Genomic DNA, 14,859 nt, shown 5'->3' on the forward strand with positions numbered 1-14,859 from the left:
TCAAGGACCAACACATGACCACTACGGCACCACCCGTCGCTACCGAATCCGGGACGCTGACGGGAATACGGTCACATGGCGTCGATCGCTACCTGGGCATTCCCTATGCTCAGGTGCCGCTTGGGGGCCGCCGGTTCCGCGCACCCCAACTCGCGCCGGCTTGGAACGGACAACGCGCCGCCGTCAACAGTGGCGCCGCTGCCCCCCAGCCTGGAAGCGTCCGCTCGACGTTGTTACAGGGTGTAGTCAACGGCCAGTCCGAAGATGCGCTGTGGCTCAATCTTTGGGTCCCTGCCGGAGCTCACGACGCTATGCCTATACTGGTCTGGATCCACGGCGGCGCGTTCACCAACGGTAGTGCCGGCGCCGTTTCCATCGACGGTGCCCACCTGGCCGCAGCCACCAACGCCCTTGTAGTCACAGTCAACTATCGACTGGGTGCACTGGGCTTCGCGCTACACCCGGACCTCAACGACGAGAGTGTCTCGCCCGGTTTGCTCGATCTCTTTTGTGCGGTGGAGTGGGTTCGCAGAAACGGCCAGGCGTTCGGCGGAGACACGGAGAAACTCTTCGTCGGCGGAGAGTCAGCGGGCTCGATCAGCGCGGCACTGCTCGGCCTGTCAGCGAACTTGCGCCCACACCTCGCGGGTCTGATGCTTTTCAGCGGTTTTCAACAGTCTCAATCAAGGAAGAAAACCGAGGCCGCCACAGAGCACCTCGCAACGACCTTAGGTATTAGAGTGGGTGATCTCCCCAATATTCCTGCGCAAGAACTGGTTCGGGCAACCTCACTTTCGGCGGCCGCCGGTCATCGTTTCTGGCCTACGATCGCCAACTCCGCCGTTCTCACCGCCCACCCAGGTGGACGGCGGCCGTATCCGGTCCTCATGTCAACTGCCGCCAGGGAAGGGTCGTTCTTCCTGCTCGAGCGTGAAGGACCGCAGCCGTCCGTGTCGGCCCGAGCTGCCCAGGACATGGTAGACAGACTGTATCCGGGCTCGATCGAACGATCTTCGATCGAAAACCCCGCGGCTGGGCACCCGAAAGATTCTGTCGAGACAGCCGTGCGCGCTGTGCAACACCGGATCATAGATGAACCCGCAGATGTGATGCGGCGAGAATTTGTCACGAACGGACACCCGGTCTACACCGTGCGACAGCGCACCGGCTCCCCCCTGTGGGGAGGATGGCTCGGCGCAACTCATACTCTCGAGATTCCACTTCTATTCGGTACGTGGACACACCCGCTCCTGCAGAGGCTTTACGATCCCATAACGGCAGAGCCGTCAGCGACTGAGCTGCAAGCCCTCTGCGCACGGTTCTTTCACGGATGCATGACCGCCGACGATCTGTCCATAGAAATCGGGGCGCCGACGGTCAGTAACGGGCACAACATGATACTTTCGGAAACGGCGAAAAGCGACGACTCCGGTGCAGCGACGCCGTAGCGCACCCGACGTTCCCATCTCCGCGCCCAGCCTATGCGCCCTCGATGCGGCCAAAGCGGAGTGCTTGCGCAGAAAAATGAACGCAGATATGGCAGAACCGGATTCGGAGACGGAGAGATATGAACATGGCAATGTCGGACCAGGATATGCCCCTGCAACAGAACAGCTTTCAATCCAAATTGCGAATGGACGGGCGCCGCGTCGTAGTCATTGGGGCGGGTCCGGGGGTTGGTAACAGCACGGTCGCGGCGCTGGTCGAGTTAGGCGCACGGGTCGTCTGCGTCGACCGAGATAAGGACGCGGCCGAAGCAACCGCCGGGTTGTACGAAGTGACAGGACTCTCGTGTGACGTGACCGATGAGAAATCGTTTCGATCCATGGTTGCTGAAGCGGAGTCCATACTCGGCGGGGTCAATGGCATTGTCGATGTCGTCGGGTACTCGAAAATGGGTCGCCTATCGGACTTTTCGTTGGCGGACTGGCACAAGACCTTCAGCGGGGTCGTGGATCATGCATTCCTGACTATGACCATCGGTGCTGAGGCACTATCACGGTCCGGTGGCGGTTCCATGTGCTTCGTCGGCTCGAACTCCGGGCTGGTCACGGTCAAAGGTCAGGCGGCTTATGGCGCAGCCAAGGCGGCCTTGCATCATCTGGTTGCTGGGATGGGTGCTGAGCTCGGACCTCGGGGTATCCGTGTCAACGCCGTCGCGCCGGGCTTCATCAAGAACCCTTCCCTGGAGAGGGTACTGGACGAAGGTCACTGGACTGCGGTCGTCGAACGAATACCACTAGGCCGAACTGCAGTGTCTCAAGATGTTGCGGGCACGATCCTCTACCTGATGTCGGATCTCGCCGCTCATGTGAGCGCTCAGGTTGTCACAGTCGACGGTGCTTCATCCAGGGTTCTGCAGCTGCCCACACTGCCGTGGAACGCCGGGCTGAGCTAGCAATTGTTCAAGACTCTTTCTGTGTTGCTGCGTTGGCAACATGTCGAGGCGATCGACTGCGTTGTTCTGCGGGCTCGATCGCATGAGGATCCTGACTTCCTGGCAGGATTCAGGCATTCCAGATCGACCGAGCAGGCCACCTTCGATGTCTTTTGGGTGACCGAACCCCATTTCGATTCACACAGGTGATGTGAAAGTCCTGCATCGCGTCAATACATGAACGAGAATTGGAGGGCGGGGTGAGCGCAGGTCAAATGTAACGACACTGGCGGTGACAGATCCCTGTTCTCCGGCTGGTGACCCTGGCCCGTCGGGTCGAGACATATCCACGGTATCGGTGCGGTCAGCACCTCAATGGGCGGTGCGTCAGATGTCGGAGCGCAGCGCGGCTGATCTTAATTGCAACTGATGGCGGCTTCATTTAAATCGAAAGGTTAGATTAATGATCGAACATAACACGCTATTCATCGGAGGCGGATGGGTCCCGCCGAAGGGAAGCGGCCGTATAACCGTCACGTCACCGTCCACCGAAGAAGTGATTGGGTCCTGCCCCGAGGCATCTCGAGCAGACATCGACCGTGCTGCTACGGCCGCACGAGAGGCGTTCGACGACCCGACAGGATGGTCGCGGTGGTCACCACAGGAGCGAGCGGACGCTCTAGAGCGTTTCGCGCTCGCCCTCGACGCCCGAGCCGAGGCCACGGCTTGCGCGGTGAGCAGTCAGAACGGAATGCCCATCCGAACGGCCCAGAATGTCGAGGCTGTCACCCCTCCTTTACTGCTGCGCTATTACGGCGGTCTGGCGGCCTCCCAAAAGGAAGAACGCCGAGATGCCATGTTCGGCGGCACCACGATTGTTCAAAGGGTGCCCATCGGTGTGGTCGCGGCCATCGCTCCATGGAACTTTCCACAGTCCCTCAGCTTCCTTAAAATAGCCCCGGCGTTGGCGGCTGGCTGCACTCTGGTTGTCAAACCGTCACCAGAAACGGTACTCGATTCGTACGTGATGGCGGAGGCCGCAGCGGAAGCAGGAATACCCGGTGGCGTACTGAACATCGTTCCAGCAGGACGTGAAGGCGGCGCCTACCTCGTCACCCACCCCAAGATCGACAAAGTAGCCTTCACCGGTTCAACTGCTGCCGGACGTACTATCGCCGAGAACTGCGGACGACTACTTCGCCCAGTAACCCTGGAACTCGGAGGGAAATCTGCCGCCATTGTTCTCGATGACGCTGACATAGCAGCAGACATCGAGTCATTCTTCGCAGCGACTCTCCACAACAACGGACAGACTTGCTTCCTTGGCACCCGAATTCTTGCACCCCTCAATCGATATCGTGAGATCGTCGACGTTGTGACCTCGATGGCAGCGAAGGCCACGGTCGGCGACGCACTCGACCAACAAACGCAGGTTGGGCCCGTGGTCTCAGCTCGTCAACGCGACATGATCGAGGGGTACATCACCCGGGGAATTGCCGAGGGCGCCACCATCACCACAGGCGGAGGTCGACCGGATGATCAGCAGCGTGGGTATTTCATCTCTCCCACCGTGTTCGCTGACGTCGACAACACTCACATAATCGCCAGGGAAGAAATATTCGGCCCTGTCCTGGCAGTCATTCCCTACTCGAACGATGCTGATGCCATCCGAATCGCAAACGACAGTAACTATGGACTCGGCGGCTCGGTGTGGAGTGCGGATCCACATCGCGCGAGCGAAGTTGCCCGTTCGATCCAAACGGGGTCGATCGGGATCAACTCCTACATGAACGATCTGGCTTCGCCGTTTGGCGGGATCAAAGACAGTGGTATCGGCCGTGAGATGGGCCCGGAAGGCCTGGCCTCTTACCAGGTGACCAAATCGATCTACGCAGCTCCCTAGACGGTGTTACCCCTCCAGGGGCGCGCACAGCTAACTAATCACCAGCCCGGGCAACACTGGCCGGCTGGTCCTGTCGTTTCATGTCACGCCATGCGACCTCGTTCGCAAGGACAACTGCTGTGACGACGTGTGGCTGTCGGCGGGCCTCACCATCTCCACTCGTAGGGCGCTGTTGTGTTCATCTCACGAAGATCGAGGCCGAAGCCTTCGACCTACTGTCATTCTCGCCAGTCAGTACCAGCTCGGTAACTGATGTTCACAATCCCGATCGACCGTGGAGAACGTCGGCGCGACCGACAGGTCGATCGGGTATGTGAGCATTGGGTCACAATGATGGACCACACCTCGGTGACAGTGACATGCCCTGTTCCCGAGGCACGCCCCAGCCTTCCCTGGAAGGCGCCGAAGATGAGCACTCACGATGTCCCGACACAATGACCCACCCGCCGCAGACGCGGAGATCGCCGTGGCGACGGCCAACCCTTGACGTGCTCGGTACCGCCTCGATGATCATTGAGGAGCTTGACCTCGTGAGCTGGGCCGCGCCGACTGCGAATCGGAAGGTTCGCTCACGCGATGCAGCCATCGAGGCTTACATGTCACGGCGGCGTGTGCATCGAGGGGAACGGGCTGTCCCTTTCACGAACACTGCTCGCCGAGGGCTTCGCGGACCAGTGCGCGGAACCAGTCGGCAGCCGGGGACGGGAACATCTTCCTGTATGTATAGAGAGACACTTCCACCGATCGAACTGAGAAAGGTAAAGCGAATGTTCGCACGTCGGACTGGCCGAAGAACCAATCGGACAATCCGTCGGGAATGATCGCCAGTAGATCGGTTTCCTGAACTAATCCGGGCAGCGGGGCGAAATGTGGAACGCGGATTGCGACTTCACGTTTCGAGCCCAGATGGGCAAGTGCGCGGTCGACTTCCATATGCCCACTCGCATCGGTTACTGCGACGTGCCGCTCACTTAAGAAAGCGTTCATAGAAGGTTTCGCACCTATCCGCTTGTGCCGGGCGGCACACAGACCCACGTAGCGCACCGCCCGCAGTACGTCGCGGTTCAAATCGTCTGCCGTGACTCGCGGTGTGCAGATCGCGCCGTCTGCCCTGTTCTGCCGGAGATCGTCCTCGAACGTCTTGAAGTCGAGTGGTTCGACTTCGACTTTGACCGATGGAGCCCGCTCCCTTAGCAGTCCGGCGATAGCCGGTAACAAGAGGGTTTCACCGAGATCGGTTGCTAGCAATCGGAATGTCCTTGTCGAGGTCTTCGCATCAAACGTCGAAACGGCTCGCACAGCCGAGTCGATCACCTCTAGTGCCTGTTGCAATTCCGGATAGAGGCGCGTTGCTACTTGCGTCGGCTTCAGACCCGTTGCTGAACGGACGAACAGGTCGTCGGCGAAATGGCGGCGCAGACGTTTCAATCCGTGGCTCACCGAGGGCTGTGTCACCGAAAGCTCTGCCGCAGTGCGAGTGACGCTCCTATTTTGGTAGAGCAATATGAACGTGCGTACCAGATTCAAGTCGATGTCGGCCACGCCTCACTATAACTTTCATCTATGCCGCCATAATGAACATTCATTGGATTGCCGTACCGCGCGCCGTTACCGTTGGTTGAAACTATCCAAGTTGCACCCTTGAGGAGTACCCATGGCCACGGTCAGCTCAGTGACATACGATCTACTCCGCGCACATGGGCTTACGACCATATTCGGTAACCCCGGATCGAATGAACTCCCCTTTCTGGCTGGCATGCCGGACGACTTCAACTATGTTCTCGGTCTGCATGAAGGCGCGGTGTTGTCGATGGCCGATGGCTATTCCCTTGCAACCGGGGCTGCCGTCTTCGTGAACCTGCACGCAGCGTCCGGTTCAGGAAACGCCATGGGGGCACTGACCAATTCAGTATATTCGCACAGCCCTCTCGTGGTAACGGCAGGGCAGCAGGTGCGGGCGATGATCGGCCAGGAAGTGATGCTAGCCAACGTCGATGCCGGAAACTTGATGAAACCACTTGTCAAGTGGAGCGCCGAGCCGACGTGCCCGGAAGATGTCCCGCGTGTGATGAGCCAGGCTATCCACACCGCCATGCTCCCCGCGCGCGGGCCGGTCTACGTGTCGGTGCCCTACGACGACTGGGCGCAGGAGGCCCCAGACGAGGCATATCACCTGCTTGCACACAGCACCACTGCCGCCTCTGATCTGAGTGAATCTCAGATCGACGAACTGGTCGACGCCCTCGACACAGCCATGAACCCGGTGTTGGTGCTCGGCCCCGCAGTCGACGCCGAGCACGCGAACGATTTAGCCGTCGAACTTGCGGAGAAGCTGAGTGCCCCGGTCTGGATGGCACCGTCATCCTCGCGCTGCTCGTTCCCCACTCGGCACGCCTCGTTCCGCGGGATGCTCCCCACTGGAATCGGCGAGATATCCACCGTGCTCGATGGGTACGATCTCGTCATCGTCATCGGCGCACCTGTCTTTCGGTATCACCAGTACATTCCTGGTAGGTACCTCCCGGACGGAGCGTCCCTGATTCACATCACGGACGACGCCGACGAGGCAGCACGTGCGCCTATGGGCACTGCCTACATAGCTCCGATCCGCGGCGCACTGTCCGCACTCGCGAAACGCGTTACCACATCGACGCGCCCACCGCTTGAACCTCTACCTGACTATCCGACCCCTGCACCTGCCCAGGGCGCACTGCGGCCGGAGATGTTGTTCGCGTTGATACGCGAGGCAGCCCCGGAAGACACCATCTACGTCAACGAATCTACTTCCACCGCACAGGCTTTCTGGTCACAGATGAATCTTTCGAAGCAAGGCAGCTTCTACTTTCCGGCCTCAGGTGGCCTCGGGTTCGGCCTCCCTGCAGCAGTGGGTATTGCACTCGCCCAGGACCGTCCGGTTGTCGGGCTCATCGGCGACGGTTCCGCCAACTACGGAATCACCGCGCTCTGGACCGCCGCTCAGTACGAGATACCCGTAGTGTTCGTCATCCTCAAGAACGGAACCTACGGAGCGCTCCGCGGTTTCGGTGCATTGCTGAAGACCGGCGAGACGCCGGGCCTCGACGTGCCCGGGCTCGACTTCGTCAAGATCGCGCAGGGGTACGGCGTCGATTCGATCGCTGTGGACACCGAAGAGGACTTCACGGCGGCCTTCACCACAGCACTTGCACAGCGTCGGCCGTACCTGATCGAGGTCACTACCACCTTCGACCGCCCCTGAAATGGAAGAGGCTATGACAGACCTGGATTCACTCCGGCGACAACTACCAGTAGGGATCGTAGTCACGGACCCGGACACGGTCGAGGGGTACAGGCGCGACAGCTCTGATCTTTTGCATCCGGGAAGCCCCCTCGCCGTACTCCGCCCTACCTCGGCCTTACAGGTGTCCACGATCATGAAGTGGGCGACCGCCACGTCCACGGTTGTCGTGCCTCGAGGAGCTGGCACCGGAGCCTCAGGCGGCGCAACGGCGCTGGACGGATGTGTCATCGTTAGCCTCGAAAAGATGACTGCAATTCGCGACGTTGACATAGCGAATCAGATTGTCGTAGTCGAACCCGGTGTGGTCAACGCCGACGTCGGGCGTGCTGTCGCAGAACACGGTCTGTTCTACCCACCCGATCCGGGCAGTTTCGAAATCTCCACAATCGGTGGAAACCTGGCAACCAATGCAGGCGGAATGCGATGCGTCAAGTACGGTGTCACGCGCAATTCTGTGCTCGGGCTCGAAGTGGTGTTACCCGACGGGCGGATCTTGTGCACGGGTGGACGCACGGTCAAAAATGTTGCAGGACTCGACCTGACCCACTTGTTCGTCGGGTCCGAGGGTGCGCTCGGAATCATCACTTCCGCGACGCTCCGGCTGCGCCCCAGACCCAGCGGAACCGCCACGTTTGTCGCCAGCTTCCCAGACCTCGAGAGCGGGGGAAGAGGCCTGAACGCAATTTTCGCCAGTGGTGCCACACCAAGCATTTTGGAACTGATGGACTGCGCCACTATCAACATGGTCGAAGACTACCGCCGCATGGATCTGGACAGAGATGCAGATCTGCTCATCATCGGCCAGGCAGACGGTGACGCAGCGCTCCCCGAAGCTGAAGCAATGGCAGCCATCTGCGAAGCGATGGGCGCCGATTTGGCGATGGCCACGGACGACATCGCCGAATCCGAGATGTTCATCCAAGCACGCCGCCTGGCGGGCTGGGCCGCGATGGCACAGGGCCCGACGGTCTCAGAGGATGTATGTGTTCCGCGTACTCGACTCGTCGAACTTCTCGAACAGATCCATGACATTTCGACCGAGACCCGCATACGCATCGCCACTGTTGGCCACGCCGGGGATGGAAACGTCCATCCCATACTGTTGCTGACCGATCTGGACGACGAGGACGAGCAAGCCAGAGCGATGGACGCTGTGGCACGGATCTGTGCCGCCGCATTGGCTCTCGGTGGCACTATCACTGGTGAACACGGTGTCGGCGAGCTCAAGCTACCTTGGCTCGAACAGCAGGTGGGCCGAACGTCTCTCGATGTGCAGGCAAGCATCAAGCGGGCGCTCGATCCGTTGTCGATCATGAACCCCGGCCGCGGGTTTTGATGGCACCCTTCGATGGGTAAATTGCTGAGTGGATCGCATGTGAGTGTTTGTAGCGGTCAGCCTGGGGCTGCCTGACAGGATAGGTATCTTCGCTGCAGCGCTGTGCGACTCACGAAGCGTTCAGTCTGTCATCGAGCGATTGGTCAACCCCTCGTCGTGACGAAGGGCGCCACGGTAGTCAGCAGAGTCGCGAGTTCGAAAAGAACTGCTTGCGAGAAAGTTTCGCATATCAATCGATGGCGGCGTGATGGAACGATACAAGATAGCGTTCGCTGACGGATCGAGAGGCGACGAATTCTTCGATTCCGGCAACCAGGCGATTCTCGCTGCAACCACAGCTAATGGAGGGAGCAGTCAGGGGATGTGCGCGCAGCGCTACGACGAGCGCGGGCAGCTAACTTTATCCTGAATTCACCGATTCGCTGACCTGATCGCTGCGAGTTTCGCTGGGCGGCATGGGACGGTGTGTGGGCGTGGTTAAGAATCCGACCTCTCGTGTCGGGTTGTTCCACCGGGGCTTTCGCGTTGAGGGTGGGCGGATGTCCTGGACGTTAGGCGACGATCGGGTGTGCGCGACCGAAGGTGTTGTCGAACAAGTTGTGCCACGCTGTTTCCCACGGCCAGTTCTGCGGGAGGTGCAGCGTCAACCGCCTCGCCGAGGAGGCGACGCGGGCGGGGACCGAGACAATGGTGCGGCGGAGGGTGCCGGTCGTCGCTTTCGTCAGTTTGGGATCGCTGGTGAGGGTGCCAGCGGCGCGGGTCAGGTTGAACGCCATCACCGCGCAGACGAGCCACGCGGCGTTCGCCGGAAACGAGTTCGACGGTAGATGGGCGAGTGCGGAGTTCTTCAGGTCCGCGTGCACCTGCTCGATGATGGCGTGCTGGCGGTGAGTCTTGTCGGCGGCGACGGTATCGAGGTCGTCGGGGTCGGTGGTGGTAAAGAACGCGTGGAACCGCCAGATGTCGAACAACGTGCCCTGACCTTGGTCCTTCTTCGGTCGCAGGTCGGGGATACGCCGCACGACCAACCGTCCCGCAACGTGGTGGGCCTTCTTCTGGGAGGCGAACGCAGTGAACGGGATCTCGGCGGCCTCCGCCCGCGAGATCCAGGTGTCGGTGCCCTCGTCGTAGAGAGCGTCGGTGTACTGGATCGGCGTCCACGAGGACTCGTCGGCGTCGATGGAGGCGATCGCACGTTTGATGGTGGAGGTCAGGCGCACGGTCACCGAGACATCGGCGCCGGCGCGGAGCGCGGCACCGATGGTGGGATAGCTGTAGAAAGCGGAGTCGCCGCGGACCAGGGGCTTCGACGCGCCGTGGCCGTCCGCCCCGCCTGCCTGGGAACACAGCCGGTCGACGGTGGCCAGCGCATCGGCGACCATCCGGACGGCCCCACGTGCGGAGCCGCACGCCCCTCGGCGCAGGCGTTGGGCGAGAATCACCGGCGCAGCGGTCTCGGTGGTGACGGTGGCGATGAGGGCGTTCAACCCGCGCGGAGCGGAAATGCTGTTTCAGATCATCACTGAACGGGAGGAGCGTGCGAGTATCGGGATCGCGTCGAATCTGCCGTTCTCGAAAGCGCACTTGTTCGCGCGAACGTGTGCGAGGTGGCGCCGAAGTGTCACGGGTGCGGTAGCCGGTCGGGGTCGACGTGGTCTGCGAGGTAGATGAGCGCGGCTTGGGGGTCCATCCCGAAAGCAGCAGCGACGAGCTTCGGATCGAGGGTGTTGCCCAGGTCGACCAGGCGGGTGCTGCGGATGGTGCGAGGTGGGTATCCGCAGTCGTCGAGGACGTGGCTGAGATATGCGGTCGATGCGGCTGCCCGCCCGGCCTTGGTGCCCTTGGTAACGATCACGTGGGGGTTGGTGGTCCGTTGTCGGTCGCGATGAGCGAGGCATAGATCGAGGACCGACCAGGTGGCCGGGTCCAGCGGCACCGGGTGCGGCCGCTTGCCCAGCCGCAGGGTGTGGTGCTGCGAGTCGGTGTCGCTGCAGCGCAGAAGCCGGGTCTCGCGGCTGGACGCGCCGTGCAGGAGCGCGAGCATCCCGACCAACGCTTCGTGCGGGTGGACTGGTCGAACGCGAAGCACCGGTCCGGGTGTTCGGTGGTGACCTGTTCGATCCGGTCCAGTTTCACCTCCTTGTCCGGGTCGGTGGACTCTTTCCACGTTCGGGTGCGCTGGAACGTGATCCCACGCTCACGCAGGATCTGTCGCAGCCGCTCACGCCCGATCCTCACGACCCGGACCGGGTTGTCGGCCAGATAGGCGGCGAGTTTGCGCAGGCGCCAGTGCGACCGGCAGATCCGAACACATCATCGGTGTCGTCCTCGCTGACGCCGGGTACTGCAGTGACAGCAACCTTTCTGCGCCCGGACCAGAGCGGTTAATCGCGCTGAACAAGACACGCGACCACGCGAAAGCGGTCATAGAACAGCCCGTGACAGGACCACCTCCGGAAGGCGCGAGCCCGAGACAGGCGATGTCGCACCGGCTACGCACACCAGAAGGATCCTGTCTCTACAAACGCCGCGGGGCCACCGTCGAACCCGGCATCGGCAACCTGAAGAAGGTCCTCGACCGATTCTCCGGCCGTGGTCTAAACAGCGCCCTCGGCGAGCTCAACCTCGCGGCCAGCGCATTCAACCTGATGAAGATCCACCGAGCAACAGCCAGCTGAACGCGCCAGCCGGAACGAGTCGGCCACCTCAGAATCGGCAGCAAACGAGAAAATCGACTCGACTGCTCCACCCGTTCTCTCAACGCGCATTCTGCGACGGGCTCTATGACGTCGAGATCAGGCGTGTCATCTGCTCGACGAATGCCATCGAGAGCCTCAATGCCCGGTATCGGCGGGCGATCCGGGCACGCGGGCACTTCCCAACGGACCAATCGGCTCTCGAGTGTCTGTATCTCGCGACCCTGGCGCTGGACCCGACCGGGAAGGGCAGAGCACGATGGGCAATGAGGTGGAAGCCGGCACTGAACGCATTCGCGATCACGTTCGAGGGCCGGCTCACCCCGAGTGAGAACTAAATCGATGTGCCAGAGTCAGATCCACCGAATAACTGATAGTCCCAGGGCGCGCGATGTATCCGGTCGCGAAGGTGGCGAAGGACGCCATTGTCGCGAGTGCCGGACTGAGGTCCGAGAAGAACAGCGGGCCGAAAATCAAGCCAGCCGCGGATCCATACAGGATGAAGTCGTAGTACTCGATGGTATTGCCGAGATAGCTCGACAAGGCCACGCGCCGGACTTCGCTTTCGACCGCGGGGGCGGTAGGGGGTGTTGAGCTCCGAGTTCGAGCCATGAGCACTCCTCTGTGCAGAGAGTCGTTTGGTAGCCCGACCCTGGAGTCTGTTCCTCGAGTCGAGGCGAGTTGTCAACGAGGAATCGTCGGTGCCCTTCAGGGTGAGTGCACAAGCGACGCCAGTTATGTGACTGGTACCGGTAAGAACCACATCGTGTGGTTGACGTCTCACTGTAGACGGCGGTAGCCTTCTGTGGAAGCGATCTTCCATGGAAGATAATTAGTAGAGGAGATGCCGTGCTCACACCCGAGGAGAACAAGGTCCTCACCGAGGTCGGCCCTGACACGCCGATGGGGCGCATGATGCGCCGCTTCTGGATTCCGATCTGCACCTCGGCGCAGGTACCGAACAACGACTCCGACCCTTTGCGGGCGCCGCTGTTAGACGAAATGTTCGTAGTCTTCCGCGACACCGCAGGGAACATCGGTGTCCTCGACGAGGGCTGCATGCACCGCGGCGTCTCGCTGGCGCTCGGTCGGGTGGAGAACGGCGGGATCCGTTGCCTGTACCACGGTTGGAAGTTCTCAGTCGACGGAACGATCCTCGATACACCCAATCACTGCAGCGACCGTTTCCGTAGTCGGCTCAAGGCGCCGGCGTACCCAGTTCGTGAAGCAGGCGGCCTGGTCTGGACCTATATTGGGCCCAAATCGCAGGAGCCACCCTTTCCGCACTGGGACTTCATGAACGGACCTGAGTCACATCGAGCGGTCATCAGGCTGAACACTCAAGCCAACTATCTGCAGCTGTACGAAGGCGGTTGCGACAGCTCCCACGTCGGGATCTTGCACAGCAACCAGGCGAATCCCACCTGGATGCTGGACGAATTCAGCCCGAAGGACGAAGACTTCAACCCAGGAGCATTGGCATCTTCTGACAACGCTCCGACACTCGAAATTGAAGACACAGCCTTCGGCTTTCACTACGCAGCAAAACGCCAACTACCCTCTACCGCAGCAAACATCGATGGTTACAGCGCCCGAGTCATGCCGGTGATCCTTCCATTCGTGCGCGTGATCCCTGCCCCTGCGTATCAGTTTTTCGCCTTCGAGGTTCCTCGTGACACCGCATCGACGAGCACCTACCTGATCGCGCACGGATCCAAGCCGATCGATCGCGATGAAATCATTCGGATTATGGGCCTGACAGATTCTCGATTCTGGAATGACGACGACTGCAACTTCACCGTTGACTGGTCGGACGGAATGGGTCAGAATCGGTCGCGGATGGCAACAGACTGGACAGGTTTCGATGGCATCGAGCAAGAGGATGCCGTACTGGCAGTCAGTATGGGTCCGGTGGTCGATCGCACGAAAGAACACATGGTGGCCGCCGACCGCGCTGTAATTCACCTTCGCGCGCGCCTGCTCGAGTCCGTCCGCCGCAACGAAGACGGCGGGGATCCCATCTGCCTCGACCTAACTGACCTCGACGACATCCGGTCAGCCCCGGACACCCAGATTTCCACAAACGAGCATTGGAGAAGCCTCGTTCCCGGCAATGCCGCTCACCTGACCCAGGTGCCGGCATCGTGAGCGAGCTACTCACGATCGAGGCCCGGGTTCGGGACATTTCAGATATCGCGCGCGGAGTGAAGAGCCTCGAACTCGAAGCGGCCGACGGCCGTGTCCTGCCCGCAACCCTCGCGGGGCAGTACATCGATGTCAGCCTCACACCGGGAGTCACTCGTAGTTACTCATTACTCGATCCGTCTTCGGTGAACCCGAAGGTATACCGAATTGCCGTAGCACTTTCCGCGGACAGTCGAGGGGGATCACGGGCCGTACACCAGTCGATCCGCGAGGGTGACCTGCTGACGATCTCCCCGCCCTCAGGCGGTTTCGTGCCGAACGAGGACGCCCCCCATTCGGTCTTCATCGCCGGTGGAATCGGCATCACACCCATCTATGCCATGATCGCTCAGCTGACGGCGTCGGGTCGGTCATGGGAACTGCACTACGCAAGTCCGTCCCGCGAGCGAGCAGCATTTCTCGCCGAGATCCTCGAGCAGAAGCCGTCCAACTTAAGCTCCGTCACTCTGTACATAAGCGACGAAAGCGGACCACGCTCGATGCGGGTCGCCAATATTGTAGAGGTGAGCAAGCCCGGCGCACATCTGTACTGCTGCGGCCCGAGCCCTCTCATTGACGATTTCCTCGCTGCCACGCGGCACCGTCCAGCCGATACCGTCCACCTCGAACGGTTCACTAATGACACCGACCCAGCCAAGGGTGGATTCACAGTCGAGCTTGCGCAATCCGGTATGACACTAGAAATTGAGGAGAACGAGTCGATACTCGACGCAGTGCTCGATGCGGGTATCATGATCGACTTCTCCTGCGAGGAAGGAATCTGTGGCAGTTGTCGGACCCGTGTGCTCGAAGGTACACCCGACCACCGAGATTCAATACTGACCACCACCGAACGAGAGGCCGGTGACACCATGTTCATCTGCTGCTCTGGATCCAAAGGAGAGCGCCTTGTCCTCGACCTCTGACAGCAGAGATGCCATCACGACCGGTCGCCCCCGCAAGTCGGCCGTCACCGAGCCGTCGAACCTGCAGAAGATTGCCCAGGACTGGTCCGAAGAGCTGCATGAGACCGATGTCCACCCGTTCCTGATCACCGCAACCATTCAGTGACTCTCGCTGTAC

General features: G+C 60.8%; 12 protein-coding genes and 4 pseudogenes. 11 read left to right on the forward strand and 5 right to left on the reverse strand.

All coding sequences use genetic code 11. From position 1 onward, the window contains the following. Positions 1 to 14: 14 nt before the first annotated feature. The 3 genes from I1A62_RS04050 to I1A62_RS04060 all read left to right on the forward strand — a co-directional run bounded on the left by I1A62_RS04050 (position 15) and on the right by I1A62_RS04060 (position 4,280). Positions 15 to 1,448 (forward strand): carboxylesterase family protein, encoded by a 1,434-nt coding sequence (locus tag I1A62_RS04050; protein WP_219454285.1) that lies wholly within the window; start codon positions 15 to 17, stop codon positions 1,446 to 1,448. Between the two features lie 125 nt (positions 1,449 to 1,573). Further along, a complete protein-coding gene (locus I1A62_RS04055; protein WP_219454287.1) occupies positions 1,574 to 2,398 on the forward strand; it encodes an SDR family NAD(P)-dependent oxidoreductase in 825 nt (274 codons plus the stop codon). Between the two features lie 442 nt (positions 2,399 to 2,840). Next, positions 2,841 to 4,280: an aldehyde dehydrogenase gene (locus tag I1A62_RS04060; RefSeq protein ID WP_219454289.1), complete on the forward strand. Its 1,440-nt coding sequence runs from the start codon at positions 2,841 to 2,843 to the stop codon at positions 4,278 to 4,280. Between the two features lie 639 nt (positions 4,281 to 4,919). On the opposite strand, the gene I1A62_RS04065 is transcribed toward I1A62_RS04060, so the two are convergent. Further along, the gene (locus tag I1A62_RS04065; protein WP_219454291.1) at positions 4,920 to 5,822 is read right to left on the reverse strand and encodes a LysR family transcriptional regulator; all 903 of its coding nucleotides are present in this window, start codon (positions 5,820 to 5,822) and stop codon (positions 4,920 to 4,922) included. Between the two features lie 112 nt (positions 5,823 to 5,934). On the opposite strand from I1A62_RS04065, the gene mdlC reads away from it, so the two are divergent. Next, complete coding sequence (mdlC, locus tag I1A62_RS04070; protein WP_219454293.1) at positions 5,935 to 7,518, forward strand: benzoylformate decarboxylase; 1,584 nt, start codon at positions 5,935 to 5,937, stop codon at positions 7,516 to 7,518. 13 nt (positions 7,519 to 7,531) lie between these two features. Beyond that, entirely contained in the window at positions 7,532 to 8,896 is a 1,365-nt protein-coding gene (locus tag I1A62_RS04075) for an FAD-binding oxidoreductase (RefSeq protein WP_219454295.1), read from the forward strand. 551 nt (positions 8,897 to 9,447) lie between these two features. Here I1A62_RS04075 and I1A62_RS04080 read toward each other — a convergent pair. Then, positions 9,448 to 10,398, reverse strand: a pseudogene (locus I1A62_RS04080) (IS1380 family transposase); the annotation flags it as partial. On the opposite strand from I1A62_RS04080, the pseudogene I1A62_RS45875 reads away from it, so the two are divergent. Beyond that, positions 10,382 to 10,474, forward strand: a pseudogene (locus I1A62_RS45875) (AAA family ATPase); the annotation flags it as partial. The pseudogenes I1A62_RS04080 and I1A62_RS45875 overlap by 17 nt on opposite strands. 43 nt (positions 10,475 to 10,517) lie before the next feature. On the opposite strand, the gene I1A62_RS04085 reads toward I1A62_RS45875, so the two are convergent. Together I1A62_RS04085 and I1A62_RS45880 are read right to left on the reverse strand one after the other, a co-directional pair. Next, entirely contained in the window at positions 10,518 to 10,940 is a 423-nt protein-coding gene (locus I1A62_RS04085) for a hypothetical protein (RefSeq protein ID WP_257890423.1), read from the reverse strand. Positions 10,941 to 10,966: 26 nt separating this feature from the next. After that, a pseudogene (locus tag I1A62_RS45880) lies at positions 10,967 to 11,191 on the reverse strand (IS630 family transposase); the annotation flags it as partial. 143 nt (positions 11,192 to 11,334) lie between these two features. Between I1A62_RS45880 and I1A62_RS45885 the strand changes: the two are divergent. Continuing rightward, positions 11,335 to 11,574, forward strand: coding sequence for a transposase (locus I1A62_RS45885; protein ID WP_257890424.1), 240 nt, complete (start codon positions 11,335 to 11,337; stop codon positions 11,572 to 11,574). 104 nt (positions 11,575 to 11,678) lie between these two features. After that, a pseudogene (locus tag I1A62_RS04095) lies at positions 11,679 to 11,930 on the forward strand (transposase); the annotation flags it as partial. Here the strand turns inward: I1A62_RS04095 and I1A62_RS04100 are convergent. After that, the gene (locus I1A62_RS04100) at positions 11,911 to 12,141 is read right to left on the reverse strand and encodes a hypothetical protein (RefSeq protein WP_219454296.1); all 231 of its coding nucleotides are present in this window, start codon (positions 12,139 to 12,141) and stop codon (positions 11,911 to 11,913) included. The pseudogene I1A62_RS04095 and the gene I1A62_RS04100 overlap by 20 nt on opposite strands. Before the next feature lie 300 nt (positions 12,142 to 12,441). Between I1A62_RS04100 and I1A62_RS04105 the strand changes: the two genes are divergently transcribed. From I1A62_RS04105 to I1A62_RS04115, 3 genes are read left to right on the forward strand one after another with little or no spacing between them, the layout of a single operon-like run. Continuing rightward, positions 12,442 to 13,740 (forward strand): Rieske 2Fe-2S domain-containing protein, encoded by a 1,299-nt coding sequence (locus I1A62_RS04105; RefSeq protein ID WP_219454298.1) that lies wholly within the window; start codon positions 12,442 to 12,444, stop codon positions 13,738 to 13,740. After that, the gene (locus tag I1A62_RS04110) at positions 13,737 to 14,702 is read left to right on the forward strand and encodes a PDR/VanB family oxidoreductase (protein ID WP_257890425.1); all 966 of its coding nucleotides are present in this window, start codon (positions 13,737 to 13,739) and stop codon (positions 14,700 to 14,702) included. Before I1A62_RS04105 ends, I1A62_RS04110 begins: the two co-directional genes overlap by 4 nt. Continuing rightward, a complete protein-coding gene (locus tag I1A62_RS04115) occupies positions 14,686 to 14,847 on the forward strand; it encodes a hypothetical protein (RefSeq protein ID WP_219454300.1) in 162 nt (53 codons plus the stop codon). Before I1A62_RS04110 ends, I1A62_RS04115 begins: the two co-directional genes overlap by 17 nt. Positions 14,848 to 14,859: the final 12 nt, after the last annotated feature.

Source organism: Rhodococcus sp. USK10, assembly GCF_019378875.1.
GTDB classification, from domain to species: Bacteria; Actinomycetota; Actinomycetes; order Mycobacteriales; family Mycobacteriaceae; genus Rhodococcus_F; species Rhodococcus_F pseudokoreensis.